27 protein-coding genes are annotated in these 21,681 nt (G+C 70.2%); 9 read left to right on the forward strand and 18 right to left on the reverse strand.

Annotation, left to right across the window (positions count from 1 at the left end):
• The 8 genes from VFO26_RS15660 to VFO26_RS15695 all read right to left on the reverse strand — a co-directional run.
• Positions 1–385, reverse strand: a 385-nt coding sequence (locus VFO26_RS15660) for an aminotransferase class III-fold pyridoxal phosphate-dependent enzyme (protein WP_325115998.1), incomplete at its 3' end; no start/stop codon positions are given.
• Positions 382–1,191, reverse strand: coding sequence for an ABC transporter permease (locus tag VFO26_RS15665; RefSeq protein WP_349259096.1), 810 nt, complete (start codon positions 1,189–1,191; stop codon positions 382–384). The genes VFO26_RS15660 and VFO26_RS15665, both read right to left, overlap by 4 nt.
• 53 nt (positions 1,192–1,244) lie before the next feature.
• Complete coding sequence (locus tag VFO26_RS15670; RefSeq protein ID WP_325116000.1) at positions 1,245–2,102, reverse strand: ABC transporter permease; 858 nt, start codon at positions 2,100–2,102, stop codon at positions 1,245–1,247.
• A 24-nt stretch (positions 2,103–2,126) separates the two neighbouring features.
• Positions 2,127–3,275, reverse strand: coding sequence for a spermidine/putrescine ABC transporter substrate-binding protein (locus VFO26_RS15675; RefSeq protein ID WP_325116001.1), 1,149 nt, complete (start codon positions 3,273–3,275; stop codon positions 2,127–2,129).
• Positions 3,272–4,351: an ABC transporter ATP-binding protein gene (locus tag VFO26_RS15680; RefSeq protein ID WP_325116002.1), complete on the reverse strand. Its 1,080-nt coding sequence runs from the start codon at positions 4,349–4,351 to the stop codon at positions 3,272–3,274. The genes VFO26_RS15675 and VFO26_RS15680 overlap by 4 nt, the downstream gene beginning before the upstream one ends.
• Complete coding sequence (locus tag VFO26_RS15685) at positions 4,348–4,818, reverse strand: Lrp/AsnC family transcriptional regulator (protein WP_325116003.1); 471 nt, start codon at positions 4,816–4,818, stop codon at positions 4,348–4,350. Before VFO26_RS15685 ends, VFO26_RS15680 begins: the two co-directional genes overlap by 4 nt.
• Positions 4,819–5,017: 199 nt before the next feature.
• On the reverse strand, positions 5,018–6,463 hold the full coding sequence (locus tag VFO26_RS15690; protein WP_325116004.1) for an aminobutyraldehyde dehydrogenase: 1,446 nt from the start codon (positions 6,461–6,463) through the stop codon (positions 5,018–5,020).
• A gap of 18 nt (positions 6,464–6,481) precedes the next feature.
• On the reverse strand, positions 6,482–6,616 hold the full coding sequence (locus VFO26_RS15695; protein ID WP_325116005.1) for a hypothetical protein: 135 nt from the start codon (positions 6,614–6,616) through the stop codon (positions 6,482–6,484).
• Between VFO26_RS15695 and VFO26_RS15700 the strand changes: the two genes are divergently transcribed.
• The 5 genes from VFO26_RS15700 to VFO26_RS15720 all read left to right on the forward strand — a co-directional run bounded on the left by VFO26_RS15700 (position 6,606) and on the right by VFO26_RS15720 (position 10,511).
• A complete protein-coding gene (locus VFO26_RS15700) occupies positions 6,606–7,193 on the forward strand; it encodes a hypothetical protein (protein WP_325116006.1) in 588 nt (195 codons plus the stop codon). The two genes, VFO26_RS15695 and VFO26_RS15700, sit on opposite strands and share 11 nt — an antisense overlap.
• The gene (locus tag VFO26_RS15705; protein ID WP_325116007.1) at positions 7,190–8,401 is read left to right on the forward strand and encodes a saccharopine dehydrogenase family protein; all 1,212 of its coding nucleotides are present in this window, start codon (positions 7,190–7,192) and stop codon (positions 8,399–8,401) included. Before VFO26_RS15700 ends, VFO26_RS15705 begins: the two co-directional genes overlap by 4 nt.
• Positions 8,402–8,837: 436 nt before the next feature.
• Entirely contained in the window at positions 8,838–9,053 is a 216-nt protein-coding gene (locus tag VFO26_RS15710) for a DUF2905 family protein (RefSeq protein WP_325116008.1), read from the forward strand.
• Between the two features lie 75 nt (positions 9,054–9,128).
• Positions 9,129–9,386 (forward strand): ubiquitin-like small modifier protein 1, encoded by a 258-nt coding sequence (locus VFO26_RS15715; RefSeq protein WP_325116009.1) that lies wholly within the window; start codon positions 9,129–9,131, stop codon positions 9,384–9,386.
• A gap of 63 nt (positions 9,387–9,449) precedes the next feature.
• On the forward strand, positions 9,450–10,511 hold the full coding sequence (locus VFO26_RS15720; RefSeq protein WP_325116010.1) for a hypothetical protein: 1,062 nt from the start codon (positions 9,450–9,452) through the stop codon (positions 10,509–10,511).
• 51 nt (positions 10,512–10,562) lie between these two features.
• Here VFO26_RS15720 and VFO26_RS15725 read toward each other — a convergent pair whose 3' ends face one another.
• Positions 10,563–11,606 (reverse strand): BMP family ABC transporter substrate-binding protein, encoded by a 1,044-nt coding sequence (locus tag VFO26_RS15725; RefSeq protein ID WP_325116011.1) that lies wholly within the window; start codon positions 11,604–11,606, stop codon positions 10,563–10,565.
• Between the two features lie 29 nt (positions 11,607–11,635).
• On the opposite strand from VFO26_RS15725, the gene VFO26_RS15730 reads away from it, so the two are divergent.
• Positions 11,636–12,331, forward strand: coding sequence for an NUDIX hydrolase (locus VFO26_RS15730; RefSeq protein ID WP_325116012.1), 696 nt, complete (start codon positions 11,636–11,638; stop codon positions 12,329–12,331).
• On the opposite strand, the gene VFO26_RS15735 is transcribed toward VFO26_RS15730, so the two are convergent.
• The 8 genes from VFO26_RS15735 to VFO26_RS15770 form a co-directional block, all read right to left on the reverse strand.
• The gene (locus tag VFO26_RS15735; RefSeq protein WP_414653110.1) at positions 12,315–12,842 is read right to left on the reverse strand and encodes a GNAT family N-acetyltransferase; all 528 of its coding nucleotides are present in this window, start codon (positions 12,840–12,842) and stop codon (positions 12,315–12,317) included. The genes VFO26_RS15730 and VFO26_RS15735 overlap by 17 nt on opposite strands.
• A 226-nt stretch (positions 12,843–13,068) precedes the next feature.
• Positions 13,069–13,797, reverse strand: coding sequence for an acyl-ACP thioesterase domain-containing protein (locus VFO26_RS15740; protein ID WP_325116014.1), 729 nt, complete (start codon positions 13,795–13,797; stop codon positions 13,069–13,071).
• Positions 13,797–14,174 (reverse strand): DUF3037 domain-containing protein, encoded by a 378-nt coding sequence (locus VFO26_RS15745; protein WP_325116015.1) that lies wholly within the window; start codon positions 14,172–14,174, stop codon positions 13,797–13,799. The genes VFO26_RS15740 and VFO26_RS15745 overlap by 1 nt, the downstream gene beginning before the upstream one ends.
• Positions 14,167–14,913: a HipA family kinase gene (locus VFO26_RS15750; protein ID WP_325116016.1), complete on the reverse strand. Its 747-nt coding sequence runs from the start codon at positions 14,911–14,913 to the stop codon at positions 14,167–14,169. Before VFO26_RS15750 ends, VFO26_RS15745 begins: the two co-directional genes overlap by 8 nt.
• A 165-nt stretch (positions 14,914–15,078) precedes the next feature.
• Positions 15,079–15,552: an SRPBCC family protein gene (locus tag VFO26_RS15755; RefSeq protein WP_325116017.1), complete on the reverse strand. Its 474-nt coding sequence runs from the start codon at positions 15,550–15,552 to the stop codon at positions 15,079–15,081.
• Positions 15,527–15,856, reverse strand: coding sequence for a metalloregulator ArsR/SmtB family transcription factor (locus tag VFO26_RS15760; protein WP_325116018.1), 330 nt, complete (start codon positions 15,854–15,856; stop codon positions 15,527–15,529). Before VFO26_RS15760 ends, VFO26_RS15755 begins: the two co-directional genes overlap by 26 nt.
• A 103-nt stretch (positions 15,857–15,959) precedes the next feature.
• On the reverse strand, positions 15,960–17,315 hold the full coding sequence (locus VFO26_RS15765; RefSeq protein WP_325116019.1) for an NAD(P)/FAD-dependent oxidoreductase: 1,356 nt from the start codon (positions 17,313–17,315) through the stop codon (positions 15,960–15,962).
• 100 nt (positions 17,316–17,415) lie between these two features.
• Positions 17,416–18,795 (reverse strand): FAD-binding oxidoreductase, encoded by a 1,380-nt coding sequence (locus VFO26_RS15770; RefSeq protein ID WP_325116020.1) that lies wholly within the window; start codon positions 18,793–18,795, stop codon positions 17,416–17,418.
• Between the two features lie 133 nt (positions 18,796–18,928).
• On the opposite strand from VFO26_RS15770, the gene VFO26_RS15775 reads away from it, so the two are divergent.
• Positions 18,929–20,359, forward strand: coding sequence for an RNB domain-containing ribonuclease (locus VFO26_RS15775; protein WP_325116021.1), 1,431 nt, complete (start codon positions 18,929–18,931; stop codon positions 20,357–20,359).
• A gap of 26 nt (positions 20,360–20,385) precedes the next feature.
• Here VFO26_RS15775 and VFO26_RS15780 read toward each other — a convergent pair whose 3' ends face one another.
• Entirely contained in the window at positions 20,386–20,517 is a 132-nt protein-coding gene (locus VFO26_RS15780) for a hypothetical protein (RefSeq protein WP_325116022.1), read from the reverse strand.
• Between the two features lie 227 nt (positions 20,518–20,744).
• Here VFO26_RS15780 and VFO26_RS15785 point away from each other — a divergent pair, with 227 nt between their 5' ends.
• Complete coding sequence (locus VFO26_RS15785) at positions 20,745–21,221, forward strand: hypothetical protein (protein WP_325116024.1); 477 nt, start codon at positions 20,745–20,747, stop codon at positions 21,219–21,221.
• Positions 21,218–21,670: a hypothetical protein gene (locus VFO26_RS15790; RefSeq protein ID WP_325116025.1), complete on the forward strand. Its 453-nt coding sequence runs from the start codon at positions 21,218–21,220 to the stop codon at positions 21,668–21,670. The genes VFO26_RS15785 and VFO26_RS15790 overlap by 4 nt, the downstream gene beginning before the upstream one ends.
• The last annotated feature ends 11 nt before the right edge of the window (positions 21,671–21,681 follow it).

A 21,681-nucleotide genomic window follows, 5' to 3' on the forward strand; every position in this document is an offset into this window, starting at 1 on the left:
GCTTCCAGGCCGACTCGACGGACTCGGAGCCGCCGGACACGAAGAAGACTCGATTCAGGTCGCCGGGGAAGATCGACGCGACCTCGGCGGCGAGCTCGATCGCGCGCGGATGCGCGTACGACCAGTTCGTGTAGAAGGGCAGCTCGCGCATCTGCTCGAGCGCCGCCTGACCGATCTCCTCGCCGAACGAGTAGCCGATGTTCACGGAGAAGAGCCCCGCGAGCGCGTCGAGGTACCGCTTGCCGTTCGCGTCCTCCAGGTAGCAGCCCTCGCCGCGGACGATGATCGGCACGTCCTGGTCGGCGTAGCCGCCCATGCGCGTGAAGTGCATCCAGAGGTGCTCCTTGGCGGCGCGTTGCAGGTCGAGCGTGTCGATCGCTGTCATACGGCTCCCTGTGATCTTCTCGCGGATCGGTACTGCCAGACGACGTTGGCGAGGGCGATCGCGATCGCGACGATGAAGATCGCGCTCGCCACGACGTTGACCTGGGGTGGGACGGAGACGCGGGCGATCCCCCACACGAACACCGGGAACGTCTGCGTCCCACCCGCGTTGAAGTAGGTGATCACGAAGTCGTCGATCGAGAGCGCGAAGCCGAGCAGCGCCGCGGCGACGATCGCCGGCGCGAGCAGCGGCAGCGTGACCTTCCGGAACGTCGTCCACTCGTTGGCCCCGAGGTCCATCGCCGCCTCCTCGAGGTGGCGGTCGAACCCGATCAGGCGGGCCTTCACGGTGACGACGATGTAGCTGACGATGAACATCACGTGGGCGATGAAGATCGTCCAGAAGCCGAGGGTGAAGACCGTCGTCATGTTGAGGAAGAGCGTCAGCAGCGAGGCGCCGAGGACGATCTCGGGCGTCGACATCGGGAGGAAGACGAGGACGTTGGTGACACCCCGGCCGCGGAACTCGTGGCGGACGATGGCGAGCGCGATCAGCGTCCCGAGGACCGTCGCGACGAGCGTCGCGAGCACGCCGACCTGCAGCGAGGTCACGACGGCGTCCCGGATGCCGAGGACGGCGTCCCACTCCACCCAGTTGTCCAGCGTGAACTCCTGCCAGACGTAGTTGAAGCGCCCCGCGGGCCTGTTGAAGGAGAACAGGATCACCACGGCGATCGGCAGCATCAGGTAGACGATCGCGAGGATCGCGTACACCGTCAGCGCGTGCCGCTTGACGGCGCGCCACACCCGCGCGAGGGCGTTGGGGCGAGGCCCGGCCTCGACGACCTCTGCGGCGGTGGTCACCCCGTCAGCCTCTCGGTGCCCACGATGCGCGCGTAGACGAGCAGCGCGGCAAGGATCAGGGCCATCAGCACAAAGGAGAGCGACGCGGCCGTCGGGTAGTCCAGCGATTCCAGGAACTTGGCCTGGATGACGTTGCCGATCATCTGCTGCTTGGGCGTGCCGAGCAGCTCGGCGTTGATGAAGTCGCCGGCGGCGGGGATGAAGGTGAGGAGCGTGCCCGCCACGATCCCCGGGGCCGAGAGGGGGAGCGTGACCCGGAGGAACGCGTGGTAGGGGCTCGCGTAGAGATCCTTCGCCGCCTCGAGCAGCCGCGGGTCGACCTGCTCCAGCGAGACGTAGATGGGCAGGGCCATGAAGGGGAAGAAGTTGTAGGTGATGCCCGCGATCACCGCGAGCGAGGTGAACAGCAGCCCCTCGTCCTCCCCCAACACGTTGACGGACTGCAGGAAGCCGACCACCGGGCCCTCGTCGGCCAGGATGTTGAGCCACGCGAGCGTCCGGATCAGGTAGGTGACGAAGAACGGGGCGACGATGAAGAGCAGGAAGAGGTTCCGCCACGGCCCCGAGCGAAACGCGATCCAGTACACCAGCGGGTACGCGAGGAGCAGCGCGACCACCGTCGCGATGCCCGCGTAGAGGAAGGAGCGGGCGAACTGCTCGCGGTACTCCGAGAGGGCGTCGGGGAAGTTCGAGAACTCCCAGGTGAACTCGAAGCCCGGGAAGACCCCGGACTGCAGCGACTGGTAGCCGAGGAAGACGAGCGGGACGACGAAGAACACGGCCAGCCACGCCAGCCCCGGCAGGAGCAACAGGTACGGGGCGAGGCCCCGATGCCGGTGGAGGAACGATCCCACGCTCGTGCTCCGTCCTCTAGCGGATCACTGGCCCAGGACCGCCTGCCACTTCGTGATGTGGTCGTCGTTGTTGAGCGCCTCGGAGTCGTACTGGTGGAGCTCGGACAGCAGCGCCTCGTCCGGGATGATCAAGGTGTTGTTCGCCAGATCGGGATCGATCTTGACGAGCTCCTGCTTGACGCCCTCGACGGGCGGCACGTAGTTGACGTAGGCCGCGATCTGGGCCGCCACGGCGGGGTCGTAGACGAAGTTCATGAACGTCGACGCGGTCGGGACGCTGCCTCCCGTCGGGATGAACATGTTGTCGGTCCAGATCATCCCGCCGTCCTTCGGCACGGCCCACTTGAGCTTCGGGTTGTCGGCCAGGAGCTGGATCATGTCGCCCGACCAGGCGACGGAGGCCGCGAACTCCCCACGCGTCAGAGGCTGCGCGAAGTCGTTGCCGGTGAAGCGGACGATCTGACCCGAGTCGACGGCCGCCTGGACGCGCTCCGTCACGCGCCCGAAGGTCTCGTCGGTGACGCTGGCCGGGTCGTCTCCGTTCGCGAGCATCACGAGGCCGACCGAGTCGGCCATCTCCATCAGCATCGACACTTTGCCCTTCAGCTTCGGGTCCTCGAGCAGCTGCTCGATCGACTCCACGGGGCCCGTGAGCTCCTCGTTCCACGCGATGCCCGTCATGCCGGACTGCCACGGCAGCGAGTACTCGCGGTCGGGGTCGAACGGCGGGCTCGCCTGCGCGTCGATCAGGTTCCCGATGTTCGGGATCCGCTCCTTGTCGAGCTTCTGCACCCAGCCCTGGCCGATGAGCAGGCCCGGGAAGCGTGAGTTGTCCGTGAAGACGAAGATGTCCCGGTCGATGCCCTTGCCCTGCGACAGGGGCCCCTGCACCTTCGCGAAGTACTCCGCGTTGTCGTTGATCTCCTCGAAGTAGTTGACCTTGATCCCCGTGTCGGCCGTGAACTGCTCGAGCGTTGGTCGCTTCTTCGTGTCCTCGTCGACGTCGATGTACAGCGGCCAGTTCGCGAAGTTGAGGACGTCCTGCAGCTCCCCACCACCTCCGCCGCCGTCGCCGCCGCCACCGCACGCGGCGAGGAGCCCGGGAAGGCTCAGGATCGTCGCTCCGGCCGCACCCCGGTGCACGAGCTCGCGACGCGTCATCCGCATCGTCATCCGCTGATCTCCTCTCGTCGATCGACCACGAACGTCGCGTCCGGTGACCACGACAGGGTCACGTGGCTTCCGGGGGCGGGCACGACGCCCCCCGCCTCGACGTTCTGATGGAACACCGTCAGCTCCCCGACCGCCGTCGCCACGACGACCTCGGTGGCGACGCCGATGTAGGCGGACTCTCTCACCTGCCCGGAGAGCCGATTCACGCCTCCCTCACCGAGGCTGATCTTCTCGGGTCGGACCCCGACGGACACGGCGCCCTGTGATCCGTCCGTGCGTGCGCGCAGCTCCGTTCCGTCGCCGAGCCTCACCACACCGTCCCCGGCCACCGTGCCCTCGAGCAGGTTCGACTTGCCGAGGAACCCGGCGACGAACGCCGTCAGCGGGCGCTCGTAGAGCTCGGCGGGTGTGCCGAGCTGCTCGATCCGGCCCTGGTTCATGACCGCGATCGTGTCCGCCATCGTCATCGCCTCCTCCTGGTCGTGCGTGACGTGGACGAACGTGATCCCGATCTCGTGCTGGATCCGCTTGAGCTCGAGCTGCATCTGCTTGCGCAGCTTGAGGTCGAGCGCGCCGAGCGGCTCGTCGAGCAGCAGCACGCGGGGGTTGTTGACGATCGCCCGCGCGAGCGCGACACGCTGCTGCTGCCCGCCCGAGAGCTGGCGCGGCTTCCGGCTCCCCCGCCCCTCGAGGTCGACGAGCTCGAGGATCTCGGAGACGCGTGTCGCGATCTCGGACTTCGCGATCTTCCGGCGCTCGAGCCCGAATGCGACGTTGTCCGCGACCGTCATGTGCGGGAAGAGTGCGTAGCTCTGGAACACGGTGTTGACGTCGCGCTTGTAGGGCGGGAGCCCGACGACGTCGCGGTCACCGAGGAAGATCCGGCCGGAGGTCGCCTCCTCGAAGCCGCCGATCATCCTGAGCGTCGTCGTCTTCCCGCAGCCGGACGGCCCGAGCAACGCGAAGAACGAGCCTCGCGGGATCTCCAGGGAGATGCCGTCGACGGCGCGCGTCTCGCCGAACTCCTTGACGACCTCCTCGAGCCGCACGTCCGGCGCCGTCGCGGTCTCGCTCACGCGGGACGCTCCTCGCCGTCGCCGTCACGGGGACCGCCGGCGCCGGCGCCCCAGTCGTACAGCTGCTTCCAGAGCTCGAGGTAGAGGAACGTCTCGGTCGAGACGACCTCGGGCAGGGAGCGGATCCGGTTCGTGACGTCGAGCAGCGCGCGGCGGTCGGCGCAGACCACCTCCACGAGCAGGTCGAAGCGACCCGTGGTGACGACGACGTAGTCGGCTTCCTCCCAGTTCACGAGCACCTCGGCCACGTCCTCCGGCGGCCCCGTCGTGCGGATGCCGACCATCGCCTGGGACTCGAAGCCGAGCCCCAGGGGGTTCGTGACCCCGGTGACCTGCAGGATGCTCTGGTCGCAGAGGCGCGCGTAGCGGGCGCGCACCGTCGCCTCGGAGACGCCGAGCGCGGCGGCGATCCGCCGGAACGACTCGCGGCCGTTTCGCTGCAGCGCGTGGATGATCCCGCGGTCCACGCGATCGAGCTCCGGGGCCCGCGAGACCGGACCGCGGCGGGGCTCGGACGCTTCGGTCGGCCGGGCCGCGACCCGTGCCTGCGATCGGCTGCGCAATGCGAGCGATTCGTACCAAGTTGCGACGCAATGCGTCAAACGAGACCCGCGCGGCTACGCGTGTCGCGGACGGCGCATACTCCGATTGAGCGAGCGGCGAGCCTTACGCGAGCTTGACGCAGACGTGCTTGATGCGCGTGTACTCCTCCATCGAGTACATCGACATGTCCTTGCCATAGCCCGACTCCTTGAAGCCGCCGTGCGGCATCTCCGAGGTCAGCGGGAAGAGGTGCTCGTTCACCCACACGGTGCCGAAGTCGAGCCGGCCCGCGACCTTCATCGCCCGGCCCACGTTCTCCGAGAAGACCGACGCGGCGAGCCCGTAGCGGACGTCGTTCGCCAGCGCGATCGCCTCGTCGTCGGAGGCGAACCGCTGCATCGTGACGACGGGGCCGAAGACCTCGTTCTGGACGATCTCGGCGTCCTGCGCGACGTCGGTGACGATCGTGGGCGCGACGAAGAAGCCGCGATCGCCCACGGTGCCGCCCCCCGTGACCACCGTCGCCTTCGCCGCCTTCGCCCGCTCGACGAAGCCGAGAACGCGCTCCTGCTGCTCGGCCGAGATCACCGGGCCCATCCCGATCTCGTCGTCGGTGGCCGGGTCGCCGACCGACATGCCCTCGACCGCGTCCACCGTCGACGAGAGGACGTCGTCGTAGATGCGCTCGGAGACGAGGATCCGCGACGAGGCGGTGCAGTCCTGCCCGGAGTTGAAGTAACCGCCCACCTTGATCGCCTCGGCCACGGTGGCCGGGTCCGCATCGTCGAGCACCACCATCGGCGCCTTTCCCCCGAGCTCGAGGTGCACCCGCTTGACGGTGTCGGCGGCGTTCTTCGCGATCAGCTTCCCGGTGGCGGTGTCGCCCGTCAGCGAGACGAGGCGCACAGAAGGATGACGCACGAGCCGATCGCCGGCCGGGATGCCCTCGCCCGTGACGACCTGGAGCACGCCCGGGGGAAGGATCTCCTGGGCGAGCTCGACGAAGCGCAGCGTCGTGAGTGGCGTCTGCTCGGCCGGCTTCACGATCTGCACGTTCCCCGCCGCGAGCGCGGGGCCGGTCTTCCACATGACCATGAAGAGGGGGTAGTTCCAGGGCGCGATGCCCGCGACGATCCCGAGCGGCTCGCGCCGGATCATCGACGTGTAGCCCTCCACGTACTCGGCGGCGGCCTTGCCCTCGAGGTTCCGCGCGGCCCCGGCGAAGAAGCGCAGGTTGTCGGACATCATCCCGGGCTCGTCGACCGCCACCCACCACGGCTTGCCGACGTTCAGCGACTCGAGGCGGGCGAGCTCCTCAGCGTTCTCGTCGATCACGTCGGCGAGCTTCAGGAGGAGCTCCATCCGGTCCTTGGGCGTCTTGTCGCGCCACGTCTCCCAGGCCTTCTCGGCCGCTGCGACCGCGCGGTCGACGTCCTCCTCCCCGGCCTTCGGCACCTCCGCGACCACCTCGCCTGTGGCCGGGTTCAGCACCTCCATCGTCTCGCCGGACAGGGCGTCGACGAACTCGCCGTCCACGAACATCTTCTGCTGGGAGACCGAAACGCTCATCGCTCCTCCGCTCCTCCGCTACTCGGGAACCAGGGCGACACTAGACGATCGCTCGCGCCGCGGGTCGGGCTCGGGAGCAACCACCCGGCCGAAGTGCCCGCCGTAGTAGAACGCATCGCACTCCCACGTCGAACGGAGGATCATGGCTTTCATCGAGCTCCTGACGGAGAAGAGCGCAGGCGACGCGGCGGGCCTGCTCGAGGCCGATCGCGCACAGCGCGGGTACCTCCCGAACTACGCGCGCGGCTTCGCGCACCGGCCGGCCGTCTACCGCGCGTGGAAGGAGCTCCTCGGTGCGGTGACGGCGAACATGGACGAACGGCGGTACGAGCTGGCGACCCTGGCCGCGGCGCGCCGTCTCCGCTCGAGCTACTGCACGCTGGCGCACGGCAAGGTCCTGGCCGACCGGTTCCTGACCGCGGCCGACGTCGAGGGACTCGCACGAGCACGGCCGGTCGAGGCGCTCGACGACCTGGACCGTGCGGTGATGGAGCTTGCCGACAAGGTCGCGGCGGACGCGACCTGCGTCACGCAGCACGACATCGACCGGCTGCGCGCTCACGGGCTCTCCGACGCGGAGATCGCGGACGTCGTCCTCGCCGCCGCGATCCGCTGCTTCTACTCGAAGACGCTCGACGGCCTCGGCATCGAGCCCGACGCGGTCTTCCAGGAGCTGCCCGTCTCGCTCCGGGATGCGCTCACGGTCGGCCGGCCGATCGAGGCCGCGTGAGGATCCTCGTCGTCGGAACCGGGGGCGTGGGCTCGGCGTTCGCCGCGATCGTCGCGCGACGCTCGTTCCTGGAGCACTGCGCGCTGGCGGACTACGACCATGCCCGGCCGGCCGCCGTCGCCGACTCCCTCGATGATGGCCGCTTCTCCGCGCACCGGATCGACGCGTCGAGCCGTGAGGCGGTCGTCGACCTGATCCGGGTGACGAGGCCGGACGCCGTCCTGAACGCCGTCGACCCGGTCTTCAACGTCCCGATCTTCGACGCGTGCTTCCAGGCGGGTGTCACCTACCTCGACATGGCGATGACGCTCTCCGAGCCGCACCCCGAGCGGCCGTTCGAGCTCACCGGCGTGAAGCTCGGCGACTATCAGTTCGAGCGAGCGCCGGAGTGGGAGGAGAAGGAGCTGCTCGCGCTCGTCGGCATCGGCGTCGAGCCAGGCGCCGCCGACGTCTTCGCACGCCATGCCGCGGACGAGCTCTTTTCCGAGATCGACGAGATCGGGGTTCGCGACGGTGCGAACCTCGTCGTCGAGGGCTACGACTTCGCGCCGACGTTTTCCATCTGGACGACGATCGAGGAGTGCCTGAACCCTCCGGTCGTGTGGGAGCGCGACCGCGGCTGGCATACGACCGAGCCGTTCTCCGAGCCGGAGGTGTTCGACTTCCCGGAGGGGATCGGCCCGGTCGAGTGCGTCAACGTCGAGCACGAGGAAGTGCTGCTCGTGCCGCGCTGGGTCGAGTGCCGGCGCGTGACGTTCAAGTACGGGCTCGGCGACGAGTTCATCCAGGTGCTGAAGACGCTCCAGCGGCTGGGCCTCGACCGGAAGGATCCGATCCGGGTGAAGGGGGTCGACGTCGCGCCGCGAGACGTCGTCGCCGCGGCGCTGCCGGACCCCGCCACGCTCGGCGAGCGGATGAGCGGCAAGACCTGCGCCGGGACGCTCGTGACGGGCCTCGGCACCGACGGAAAGCCGCGGAAGACCTACCTGTACCACGTCGTCGACAACGACTGGTCGATACGCGAGTACGGAGCGCAGGCGGTCGTCTGGCAGACGGCCCTCAACCCCGTCGTGGCGCTCGAGCTCCTCGACGCCGGAGCCTGGTCGGGTCAGGGCGTGCTCGGGCCGGAGGCCTTCCCCGCGCGGCCGTACCTCGACAAGCTCGCGGAGCTCGGCTCACCCCACGGGGTGCTCGAGCTGGAGCCGTAGGCAGGTCTGGGGCCGCGCCCGGCCCGCGGGCGTGCCGGTCGAGGACACGTCCCTCGCGGGCACGGCCGAGTGGCCGTCGACGACGGCCCGATGCGGGTTTCGGGCCGCGCACCGGTGTGCCGGCCCGCCGGACGGGGACGCGTCCCGCGCGGACGTGGCTACGTGCCTGGCACGTCCGGCCGCCGGCGCGGCCGGTCGGACGCGCCGCGGTCGGACCGGGCCGCGAGAGACAGGTCCGGCTCGCGCGATCCACCGCCCGGCGCGGAATGCGCCCGATTCGGTCGTCGGAACGGGCCAGGCGGTCAGTCGGCCCCCGACCACCGGTGACCCCTCGCTCGACCGTCCCACCCAGCCACGTCTCGGGCGGACGTGGCTACGTGCCTGGCACGCAGGCTCGCACCTCGCCGCCGCCTGAGACCGCGACTACGCTCGGTGCATGGAGACTGCCGGGAAGGTGCTGCTGGCGGCCGCGCTCGTGCTCGCGGCGCTCGGCATCGGAGCTCTCGTCCTCGCCCGCCTCGGCGTCGATCGCCTGCCGGGCACGATCCACTGGAAGCCGTCCGAGAACGTCAGCGTGACCGTGCCGATCCTGCTGATGGTGATCCTCTCGATCGTCGGGACGATCGTGCTCAACCTGTTCTTCCGCCGATGAGTTTCGGTCGCCGCACCTGTCGATAGTCGTGTGAGCCGTACGTCTCATCGATATGACGCGTCCTAGGATCGGCCCATGGCGCAGGTGATGCTCCGCGCTCCGCTGTCGGAGCTGTGCGGCGGGCGCAGCCATGTGGTCGCGGGCGCGACCGTCCGGGACGTGCTCGTCGCGCTCGAGGCGGCGCATCCGCCGATCGCCGGCTGGGTGCTGGACGAGCAGGGACGCATCCGCGAGCACGTGAACGTCTTCGTCAACGGAACGCACGGGGAGGAAAGGACACCGGTCGAGGACGCCGACCGGGTTCACGTTCTCCCCGCGATCACGGGAGGTTAGGCACGTGCTCCCTCCTGCACCGTCCTCTGGAACGCGGCAACAGCACAGGAAGGAGCGCATCGCATGACCGAGCTCTTGGTGGGCACGAAGAAGGGCCTTTTCCGACTCGAGGGCGACGGGGACGGCCTCGAGATCACCGCCCGCGCCTTTGCGGGGCAGAGCGTGGAGTACGCGATGCGCGATCCACGCACCGGGCGCTATCTCGCGTCGGTGACGTCCTGGTTCTACGGCCCCAAGATCTGGGTCACCGACGACCCCGCCGGCGAGTGGGAGCAGGCGGAGGGAACGGCCCTGCCCGATGGGGACGAGAAGGCTCTCGAGCGGATCTGGGTGATCGCCCCCGGAGCCGCCGACGGCGTGCTGTACGCGGGCGGGGATCCCGGACCGCTCTTCGAGAGCAGGGACGGCGGCCTCACCTGGGCCCTGAACGAGGGCCTCTGGAACCACCCGACCCGCCCCGACTGGAGCCCCGGCAACGGTGGCCTTTGCCTGCACACGATCGCGCCCTGGCCCGACGACCCGTCCAAGCTGCTGGTCGCCATCTCCGCGGTGGGCGTCTGGCTCACCGACGACGGCGGTCAGACCTGGCGCTACTCGAACGACGGCATCGTCCCCGGCTACGTCCCCGAGGAGGGGCGCGACCAGAACCCGATCCAGCACTGCGTCCACGACGTGCGTCGTGCCCCCGGCCGCCCGGAGCGGCTGTTCATGCAGTTCCACGGCGGCGTCTACCGCTCCGACGACGCAGGCGAGAACTGGATCGACATCGGCGAAGGTCTTCCGTCGGACTTCGGTTTCCCGATCGTCGTCGATCCCGCCGACGCGGACAGCGCGTACGTGATCCCGTTGATCGGCGCCGAGGACAGGACACCTCCCGACGGCTCGATCAGGGTCTGGGAGACACGCGACGCGGGTGAGTCGTGGCAGGCACGGGGAGACGGACTTCCGGACAACGCGTTCCTCACCATCCTGCGCGAGGCGTTCGACAGCGCTGGAGAGGGCGGCAGCCTCGAGCTCTACTTCGGCGCGACCTCCGGCGAGGTATTCGGCTCGCGCGACGCAGGCGCCAGCTGGACACAGGTCGCCGACCACCTGCCGCCCGTCTACTCCGTGCGCACGGCGTAGCACGCCACGTTCGCGGGGCTCTGCCCTCGAGGCAGAGCCCCCGATGCTCGCCTACTCGAGCGTCGTCGGGATGTCGCTGATCTCGCCGGAGGCGAGCTGCTCCTCGACCTCCTCGACGGCGCTGACGTCGTCGGCGTTCGCGTTCGGGCTGAGCGTGCCGAGGCCGACGCCTTCCTGGTCGATCCCGAAGACGACGTTCTTGCCGGCCTCGAACGTCCCGTCCTCGACGGCCTGGATCGTGAGGAAGACAGCGCTGTCGACGCCCTTCAGCGCGCTCGTCAGGACGTGCGGGCCGAGGAACGACTGGTCGCCGTCGACGCCGATGCCCCAGACGTCCCTGTCCTTCGCCGCGGAGAGGGCGCCGAGCCCGCAGCCTCCCGCAACCTGGAACACGACCTTCGAGCCCGCCGCGATCTGGTTGAGGGCGAGCTCCTTGCACTTCGCCTGGTCCTCCCAGTCCTGCGAGTAGTCCCAGCGCACCTTCGTCCCGGGAACCGCGGCCTGCGCGCCGGCCCTGTATCCGGCGATGAACCTGTCGACCGGCGGTTCCTTGTAGCCGCCGACGGCGCTGATCGACTCGGTCCCCGCCCGCTTCGCCTCGAGCGCTGCGAAGTAGCCGACGAGGTACCCGACCTGCTCCTCACGGAAGAGCAGCCCCTGGACGTTCGTCGGCTTGCCCTTGAGGAACGAATGGTCGACGTCCACGATCGCGAAGTTCGTATCGGGAAAGCGCTTCGCGGCGGCCGCGATCGCGTCGCCCTGCGCGAAGCCGACGCCGATGATCAGGTCGTAGTCCTGGCGGGCGAGCGACGACATGTTCGGGACGTAGTCGGCGGCGGTCTTGGCCTCGACGACGCGGCCCTTGACTCCCAGCTCCCGCTCGGCCCTCTTCAAGCCCTTGTAGGCCAGCTCGTTGAACCCGTTGTCGTTCAGCTGACCTGCATCGGCGACGAGCCCGACCTTCAGGCCCGACGCCGCCGCCGTCTCTGTCGTCTCGCCGGTGGCCTCGTCGTCACCGCCGCAGCCGGCTGCGAGTGACGCGCCGACGGCGAGGACGGCCGCGGCAGCGAAGAGCTTCGAGGGGATTCCGATCATGCTCTCTCCTGATGCGCTAGTTTTTGACTATGAGTCGTAAACCTGCGGGCGAGTCTACCAGACCACGCCACGCGACCCTCGCCGTGGTGCTTCAGGTGCGCGCGGGAGCGCTTCAGGTGCTCCTCTGGCAGCGGGCGCGTCACCCATGGCGAGACGCGTGGGCTCTCCCCGGCGGCCTGCTCGAGGAGGGCGAGACGCTCGAGGCGTCGATCCGGCGCCACCTCGCGGCGAAGGTCGACGTGCGCGAGGTCTCCCACCTCGAGCAGCTCGGCACCTACGGCGACTCCCGCCGCGACCCCGAGGTGTGGGAGCTCGCCACCGCGTATCTCGGCCTCGTCCAGCTGGGGCTCGACCCCCACGTGCCCCAGGACACCCGCTGGCACCCGGTCGACGACCTCCCGCCCACCGCGTTCGACCACGGCGCGATCGTGCTGGCCGCGCGCGAGCGTCTCCGCGGGAAGCTCTCCTACTCGAACGCCGGCTTCGCGCTCGCGCCCCCGACCTTCACCCTGGCCGAGCTGCGCGAGGTGTACGTGGCGGCGCTCGGCCACGAGGTCTCGGCGACGAACCTCCGGCGTGTCCTGGAGCGCCGTGCGGTGATCGAGCCGACCGGCGAGCGTCGGCCGTCGGGCAGCGCCGGCGGACGCCCCGCAGAGGTCTTCCGCTTCCGTGACACGCAGCTGGCGATCACGGATCCGTTCGCGGCGCTCAGGCCGCGTCGGTAGCGGAGCCGAGCAGGCTGGGATCGATCGGCTTCTCCATCCGCACGATCGGCACCGGGACGCCGCCGGTTGCGTCCTCGAGCCGCTCGATCGGACGGAACCCGTAGGCGGTGTAGAGCGGCTCGCCGGACAGCGTCGCCATCAGCTCTAGTCGCGTGAACCCCTCGGCTGCAGCGGCCGCCTCGCTCAGCTCGAGGATCAGACGGCCGACGCCGCGCCGCGCATACGCCGGGTGCGTGTACATCGCCCTCACGCGAGCAGCGTCGAAGGCCGGGTCGAGGAGGTTGCTGTCGCGGCCGGGCGTCTGGTTGCCGCCGTAGAGGGTCCCGCGGCGACTCCAGCCGCCGCAGCCCGCCAGGTCGCCGCCCGACTCGACGACGAAGTACGTGCCGTCGTCGACGAGCTGCGTGTCTATGCCCATGATCGCGCGGCTCGACTCGATCTGGGCGTCGTCGAGAAACCCGCGCTGGAGCTCGGCGATCGCCGCATCCATCAGCGCACGCAGCGCCGGCATGTCCGCAGTGACCGCCAGCCGACTGGTGAGTCCCACGATGCTCCTTTTCCTCCGTGCGGCGTCAGACGCCGATTCTCGTCGAGTGGCCGTCTGAGACAAGCCCGAAATCGCCGACTATCGACGAGAGCAGGCGGCGACGTACGGCAGGGTGCTGACGCCCATCGGGCGTCTCCTCCGCCGTGGACGCTGAGATGCGGCCTGCCCCACCGTGCAACGCTGCCTCACCTCACGACGTCGCGACTCGCGCGACGGCGCACACTGTCTCGCCGACGTGGAACCCCACGGCCAGCCCGCCGTCCGACGTGTCCGTCGAGAGCTCGAGTCGGTCCGAGAGGTCGATCGGGTGGTGGTAGTCGAGCTCGGCGACGAGCGCGCCGCCGGTGTCGACAGTGCTGCCTCGGAGCGCGTCCTCGACCGCCTGCCAGTGGACCGCGTTGTTCACGTGCCCGTGGAGATCGACGTCCGCCGCTCGCAGCGCCCACGGTGAGCGCGTGGCTTCGTCCGGCGGGACGGGGAGCTCGAGCCGCGTGGAGACGGGTCGCCCGCCGGTCGCCTCCGCGTACACGCCGAACGATTCGATCCGCGCCGGCCGCTGGTCGGGCCCGAGGTGGATCCAGACGCTGTCGACTTCGATCCTTCCGCCTCCGTCCCCGGTCAGCGACCAGCGTCTCCCGGCCGCGATGGCCGCGAGCCCGCTGCACCACGTCACCAGCGCCAGCTCGCCGTCCTCGTGGAACGGCGTCCGGACCTCGACGCGGATCCGGCGTACGAACCACAGGTGCTCCGGTGTCCCCCACCCGGTCTCCTGCACGTCGTCGATGGCCACGTCCTGCAGGAACCGTGCGACCGCGTCGAGCCGCAGACGGCCGGTCTCGTCCATGTCGCCGAGCCTGATACGGCGCCGCGCGGAGAACGTCCGCCCGGTGGCCGGGATCGGCAGCGACGGATCGAGCATCAGCGCACGAGCCTCTCGAACAGCTCGTCGAGGCAGGCGCGCGGGTCGTCGCACAGGCCGGTGTGCACCTCGGAGGGCTGGACGATCGTGCTCGACGGGGCGACGAGCCAGTGGAAGCGCGCGGTCGTGTCCAGCTCGGCGATCGGGCCCGCGCCCGCGTCTCCGGCCGCGACGCGCTCGATCGCGGCCAGATGCCGCCGCGCACCCTCGAGATCGACGTTGGGCGCGATCGCCCGAGCGCGATCGTCGTCGAGCGCCGTGCGGGCGCCGAGGAAGTCGAGCGGACGACAGAAGACGACCACGCCGACGTTCAGCTGCTCCCCGCGCTCGATGTCCGGGACCAGCCGGAGGATCGCGTAGGAGAACGGCTCAGCCACGGGCGCGGTCCCCCTCCTCGACGAAGATCCGCGGCTCTTCGAGCCGACGCACAAGATAGTCGACGTACACGCTCCCGTCGTCCGGCCCGAGCCATTCCGCCGGTACAGCGGAGACGACGCGCTCGAGCAGTTCGCCGGTCACGTGGGAGGCGAGTCGACCATCGGCATCCGCGATCGACGATGCGTACGGCAGCAGGACATGGTCGCGGACCGCCTCGAAGCGTCCGCGGGCATGCTCCGGGTCGGTCTCCCCGGCATGGTGGAAGTAGAGCGCGGCGCCGTGGTCGATGAGCCACAGGCGGTTGTGCCACCACAGCAGGTTCGGGTTCTGCGCCGTCCGGTCGACGTTCGTGACGAGGGCGTCGAGCCACACGACATCCGCCGCGAAGCCCGGGTCGGGGTCGGGCCCAGCCGCCGGGTTGAAGGGTAGTGCGCCGGGCAGGAAGTCGACCCCGAGATTGAGCCCGTCGCTCGCGAGGAGCAGATCCTGGATCTCGGGATCCGGCTCGGCGCGCCCGATCGTCGCGTCGAGCTCGACGAGAGCGAGCTCGGGCACCGACAGGCCGAGCGCGCGGGCGAGCTCGCCGACCACGACCTCCGCGACGAGCGCCTTCGGCCCCTGCCCGGCGCCGCGGAACTTGAGGACGTACAGCCCGTCGTCGTCGGCTTCGACGAGCGCAGGGAGCGACCCGCCCTCCCGCAGAGGCGTCACGTACCGCGTCGCGGCGACCCTCCGCACGCGCGCGAGCGTACCGCGGGATCGCGACCTACCGCGGCGTCGCGGCCCTGCACCGGCCACGGCCCAATTGGACATGCCCCCGTGCCTGGCACCAAGACACGTCCGCGCCGGCCGTGGCCCGACCGGACATGTCCCCGTGCCTGGCACGGACATGTCCGATTCGGTCTACAGCTCCCCGTCGAGCCAGGGATCGCGGCCGGGGTCGCCGCCGCCGGCCGCCTCGACCAGGCGCGGGAGGAAGTGATCCCAGCCGTGGGCGTGCCGCCCCGCCGACTCCGCCGTCGGCAGGCCGCCGTGCGTGAAGCGCAGGCGCGTGCCGTCGCCGTCCGGCTCCAGCACGATCTCGATCGTCGACGACCCCGGCGGCACGTCGTAGGCCTCGCCGGCGGCCATCGCCTCCCAACCCCACGTGAAGACGACACGGTGCGGGGGATCGAGCTCGACGAACGACCCGCGGGCGATCGTCCCGGGGACGACCTCGACCCGATACAGCCCGCCGGCCCGCGGTTCGAGCGTCGCATCGACGCCCATCCAGCGCTTCGCCTTGTCGGCGTCGACGAGAAACTCCCAGACCGTCTCGGGCCTCGCCGCGATCGTCAGCTCCCGCACGACCTCAGTCGACTCGGTGACGCTCTCCATCTCTCTTCCGCTCCTCTCCTTCGGCCTCGTGCTTCAGCGCCTCGAGGCGCTCGCCCCAGAACTCGTCCAGGAACGCCCTCACCTCGAGAAGCCCTTCCGGGCGCGCTCGATAGAGGCGTCGCGTGCCGTCCCTCCGCTCGCTCACGAGCCCCGCCTCCTTCAGGACGCCCAGGTGCTGCGAGATTGCAGGCCGGGTGACGTCGAAGTGCACCGCGATGCTGCCGGCGGGCAGTTCGGTGTCAGACACCAGACGCAGGATCGCCCGCCTCCGAGGCTCCGCGATCGCCCTCAATACGGCTTCCATGGGTAGTAGTGTAAGTGTAGACTTACGTAAGTGTCAACTTACAACTACGGCACGCAGCGGCGAACCGACGGCAAGGTCGGCTCCACGTCGAGCCGCACGGCAGCTACAGGCCGTACGCCTCGAGCAGCCGCAGCCAGAGCTCCGACCGCGTGGGAAACGCCGGTACTGCATGCCAGAGGTCGTCGAGCGGAACCTCGCCGACCACGGCGATCGTCGCCGCGTGCAACGCCTCGGCGATCTCCGCGCCGGTGATCGTGGCCCCGACGACGACGCCCCGGTCCTCGTCGACGACGAGCCGCGCAGTCCCGGGAGCGCCCTTCCCGACGAACGAGCCGCCCGCGTTGCCGCTCGTCTCGACCTCCACCACGCGTGCTCGAACCCCCGCCTCTTCCGCGGCGGCGAGCGTCAGCCCGACCGCGCCCACCTGAGGGTCGGTGAAGATCACCCGCGGCGAGGCGGCGCCGTCCGAGCGCAGCCGTACGTCCTTTCCGAGGATCGCGTCCGCCGCGAGCCGTGCCTGGTACTTCCCCATGTGCGTGAGGAGCGCGCGACCGTTGACGTCGCCGACCGCGTACAGCCAGTCGACGCCGGGCACGCGCAGCGAGTCGTCGACCTCGACGTGCTTCCCCGGCTCGAGCCCCACCGTCTCCAGCCCCAGGTCGGCGGTGCGGGGCGTCCGACCGATCGCGACGAGAAGCTCGTCGGCCTCGACCTCGTCGCCGTCGTCGAGCCCGACGCGGACGGAGCCGTTGCGCGACACCGCGGTAGCCGACGTGCCCAGCCGCACGTCGACCCCGGCCTCGCGCAGCGCGTCCTCGACGTGCGCGCTCGCGAACGGCTCCTCGCGCTCGATCAGCCGCTCGCTGCGGTGCGCGAGCGTCACGCGCGATCCGAGCCACGACCATGCCTGAGCCATCTCGACCCCGACGACTCCACCGCCGAGCACGAAAAGGCGAGCCGGCACCCGCTTCGCCGTCGTCGCCTCGACGTTCGTCCACGGCCGCGCGTCCTCCAACCCCGCCACCGGTGGGATCGTCGCGAAGCTCCCGCTGGCGACCACGACCGCCCGGCGGGCCGTGAGCACGTCCCCTTCCACGACCACACGGCGCTCGCCGTCCAGGCGCCCGTGCCCACGGACCAGAGTGACGCCACGCTCCTCGAGCCAGGGCAGCATCGACGAGTCGTCCAGGTCGTGAACGACCTCGTCGCGGCGTGCCAGCACCACCTCGACGTCGAGGTCGCCGACGCGGACACCCTTCACCCGCCGTGCCTCCGCCGTCAGCTCCCCCGGCCGGAGGAGCGCCTTCGACGGCATGCACGCAAAGAACGAGCACTCACCGCCGACCAGCCGCTCCTCGACGACCGCCACGTCGAGGCCCGCCTCCCCCAGACGACCCGCGACGACCTCGCCCGGAGCCCCGGCTCCGATCACGACCACGTCGAGCTCCCGCTGACCCACGTCTCACCTCCGTCCTCGGTGTCGAGACGCAGTCTGACGCCCGGCCCTCCTCCCGGGCAGGCGAGGGCCGGCAGCACTGCGCGGCCGGCCCTCTCCGTTCCTACGCGCCCGCGATCGGATGGTTCGCGCGGAAGACGTTGCCGGGGTCGACGGCGGCCTTGACCGCGCGGAGCCGCTTGTACGCGCCCGCGCGGTAGAAGGTCGCCGGGTCGGTCTCCTCCTCGGTGAAGTTGAGGTACTGCCGACCCGTGTCGTAGGGCGTCAGCGCCTTCCGGACGACCTCGAGCTGCTGCCTGTTGGCAGCGTAGGTCTCGTCGTCGAACACCATTCCGAGCGCGAACGTGAGGTACGACGCATCGAAGGCCGAGAGCGCCCCGTGCCCGTCTCCGGACCGCGCGAGCGCCCCGCCGAGATGGCGAATCTCGGCAGAGACGAGCGGCGAGCCGGAGCCCGGCCCCGCGGCCCAGACGAACGCGTCGATCGCCGCCGGGTCGAGCTCGCCGAGCATCATGCCCTCGCCCGTGTACGGCACCGGCTCGGGCGGGTCCATGTGCAGCTCCGCGATGCCGACCGGAGGCACCATCGCGAAGGTGTCCATCGACGGGCCGAGCGCCCTGAGCGGCTCGAGCATCTTCGCGCCGTCCTTTTCGGCGCCGATGAACACCGCCTCGACGACCGCGAACTTTCCGCCGCGCAGAGTCTCGGGGAGCTCGGGGAGCGGCGGGAACTGGAGGATCCGCCCCACCGAGGTGATCTCCTCGGGCACCGTCCGCGTCCAGTCGAGCCAGGCGTGGAGCACCTCCGACGAGCGCTCCCACGGGAAGAAGAGGACGCCGGCGTAGACCTCGGGGATCGCGTAGAGCTGCACCTCGAGCGAGGTCACGACGCCGAAGTTGCCGCCGCCGCCGCGGAGCGCCCAGAACAGCTCCGGGTCGTGCTCGTGGTCGACGCGGCGCAGCCGCCCGTCCGCCGTGACGAGCTCGATCGCCGTGACGCTGTTCGTGGACAGCCCGAGCTTGCGCGCGTACCAGCCGACACCGCCGCCGAGTGAGTACCCCGCGACGCTCACGTCGGGGGTCGACCCGTGCAACGCGGCTAGGCCGAGATTGGAGGCCCGCGGCACGACCTCCTCCCACTTCGACCCCGCCCGCACGCGTGCGATGCGCCGCTGGGCGTCGATCTCGACGCCGCGGAGCTTGTCCGTCCTGAGCAGGATCACGTTTTCCATCGCGCCCAGCGGCTCGGCGTTGTGACCGGTCCGCTGCGGGGCGACCTGAAGGCCGTTGGCCGCGGCGTAGCGGACGATCTCCACGACGTCCACCTCGTCCTCGGGAACGGCGACGAGCATCGGCTCTTGCGTGAATGAGAGGTTGAAGGCCTGCGTGGCGGCATCCCAGCCGGGCGCCCCCGGCTCGATCACCGCTCCGCGCACGCGCGACTGCAGGTCGGGACGGTGACTGATGAACTCGACTGCTGTCATCGGATCGGGCTCCTGGTATGTGGTTGCGAGTGCAAGAACCGCAGGATCGCCGCTGCGGATCCCGACCGCACTCCGGTTATCCCCCGGACGGGGTACGGCCGGCCGCACCCACGCGGAGACGTACGCTGGCCGGGTGCCGAAGCGCCAGTTCCGCCTCACCGACGGCGCGAGCGCGGAGATCGAGGCTGCGTTCGCGGAGCTACGCCGCCAGCTCGACGTCACGCTCGGCTTCGGGCACGACGTGCTGGCGGACGCCGAGCGCGCAGCTCGTTCGCCCCTGGAAGCTCCGGACGCGGACGAGACGTCGATCCCGTTCGTCACGATCGACCCGCCGACGTCGATGGATCTCGACCAGGCCGTCCACATCGAGCGGCGCGGCTCCGGCTACCGGGTGCGGTATGCGATCGCCGACGTCGCGTCCTTCGTCACGCCGGGCGGGCCGATGGACGTGGAGGCGCACCGCCGTGGCGAGACGCTCTACGCCCCGGACGAGAAGGCGCGCCTCTACCCGCCGCAGCTGTCCGAGGGAGCGGCCAGCCTGCTGCCGGACCAGGACAGGCCTGCTCTCGTGTGGACGATGGACGTGGACGAGACCGGCGAGGGGATCGAGGTGGACGTCCGTCGCGCGCTCGTCCGCAGCCGGGCGAAGCTCAGCTACGAAGGCGCGCAGCGCTCCCTCGACGACGGGTCGGCCGACGACGTGATCCTGCTGCTGCGCGAGGTCGGCACGAAGCGCCAGGAGCGCGAGGCCCGCCGCGGCGGTGTCAGCCTCCCACTGCCCGAGCAGGAGGTGACGCGGGGGCCGGACGGATACGACCTCGAGTACCGCGCTCCGCTCCCGATCGAGGGCTGGAATGCGCAGATCTCGCTGATGACCGGGATGGCCGCCGCCGAGCTGATGCTCACCGGCGAGGTGGGAATCCTCCGCACCGTTCCCGCGCCGGACCCCTCGAGGCTGGCGCGACTCCGGAGGACGGCGAAGGCCCTCGACGTCCCCTGGCCCGAGGGTCTCGCGTACCCCGACCTCATCCGCACCATGGACCCCAACCTGCCGAACCACGCCGCGCTGCTCGCCGAGGCGGCGGGGCTGATGCGCGGATCCGGCTACACGGCGTTCGATCACGATGCCCCTGAGGATCCGATCCACGCCGCGCTCGCGTCGACGTACGCGCACACGACCGCGCCCCTTCGCCGGCTCGTCGACCGCTACGTCGGCGAGGCGTGCCGCGCCCTGTCCGCGGGGCACGAGCCGCCCGATTGGGTCCTGGCGGAGCTGCCAGGCCTCCCGGCGGTGATGGACGAGTCCGGCCGACGGGCGAGCCAGTACGAGGCCGGGATCGTCTCGATCCTCGAGGCGGCGCTCCTGCAGTCGAGCATCGGCGACACCTTCGACGCCGTCGTCGTCGAGGCCGACGATGACGACGACGGTGGCACCGTCCAGCTGACGGACCCGGCGGTGACCGCCCGCTGCCAGGGCGACGAGCTACCGCTCGGCGAGCGCGTCGAGGTGCGGCTGGAGCTGGCGGACGTCCTGAAGCGACAGGTCCGCTTCACGCTCGCCTGAGGGACCTCGCGCTCGTCGGAGCGGGGCTAGGCGCCCGCGGCCCGCTTCGCGTTGAGCTCCCGGTAGCGCTCGATCATCTCCAGCAGCCGACGGTCGATGTCCGCCCGCCGCTCGAGCTCCGCGCGCCTCTCCTCAGGTGTCTTCTTGCGTCTCTTCATGGTCGTCCTCCGGCTCTACGACCGCGTCGGGGATCTCGCCGATCACGATCCTCATATCGAGAGTGTCTCCAGGATCAGCTGCGTCGCCTCGTCGTCCTCCACGCTCCGATGGTGCCTTCGAGCCGGGACGCCGGCAAGACGTCCGAGGGGTACACGCCGCGGAACGACGTCTCCGAGCGACGCTCGAGATTGAAGCGAGCCCGGGAACTTAGTAGCGTCCCGCCGCGGTGGAGCTGAACGACTGGATCCTGGCGCTTCATCTCCTCGCGGCCTTCGCCCTCGTCGGTGCCGAGGTGATCTTCTCGATCCAGATCGCGTCGCTCTGGGGGACCGAGAGCACGGCGCGTGTCACGTCGTTCGTCACGCTCTCACGGGTGGCGACGGCCATGGTCATCGCGGGAACCCTGGGGACGATCGTCTTCGGCGTGTGGCTCGCGATCTCGATCGACGGCTACGAGGTGTGGGACGGCTGGATCATCGCGGCGATCGTCCTCTGGGCGATCGCCAGCGAGCTGGGGCGGCGGGCCGGTGACGAGTACGCGTCGGCCGCCACCCGCGCCGGCGAGCTCGCCGCGGCCGGCACGGAGTCCAGCCCGGAAGTCGCCGCCGCGTTCGGAGCGTCCCGCGGGTTCTGGCTGCACGTCGCGACCAGCGTTGTCGTCCTCGTGATCCTCGTCATCATGATCTGGAAGCCCGGCGCATGACGGGCCTGCTCGCCGCGATCCGCCCCGACAGCTGGAACTTCCCGCTCTTCATCCACGTGCTCGGGGCGATGCTGCTGGTCGGAGCCGCCACGACGGCGGTCGTCACGTCGCTCGCGACCGTCGGCGCGTCCGAGCGCGACCGGATGCGCCGCTTCACGTTCCGCTCGCTCCTGCTCGTCGGGCTGCCCGCCTACATCGTGATGCGGATCGGCGCGGAGTGGATGTACTCGAAGGAGTTCGGTGACACCGACGACGACCCGGCCTGGATCGCCATCGGCTACATCACCGCCGACATCGGTGCGGTCCTGCTCCTGATCGCACTCGTCACCGCCGGGATCGCGTCGTGGAAGTCGAAGAGCGGCCTCGGAAAGGCTGCCGGATTGATCACGGCCATCGCCCTGATCGGCTGGATCGTCGCCGTGTGGGCGATGGGCGCGAAGCCCGACTGAGCGTCGGTCGA

This window comes from Gaiella sp. (assembly GCF_035710885.1).
Classification (GTDB): domain Bacteria; phylum Actinomycetota; class Thermoleophilia; order Gaiellales; family Gaiellaceae; genus Gaiella.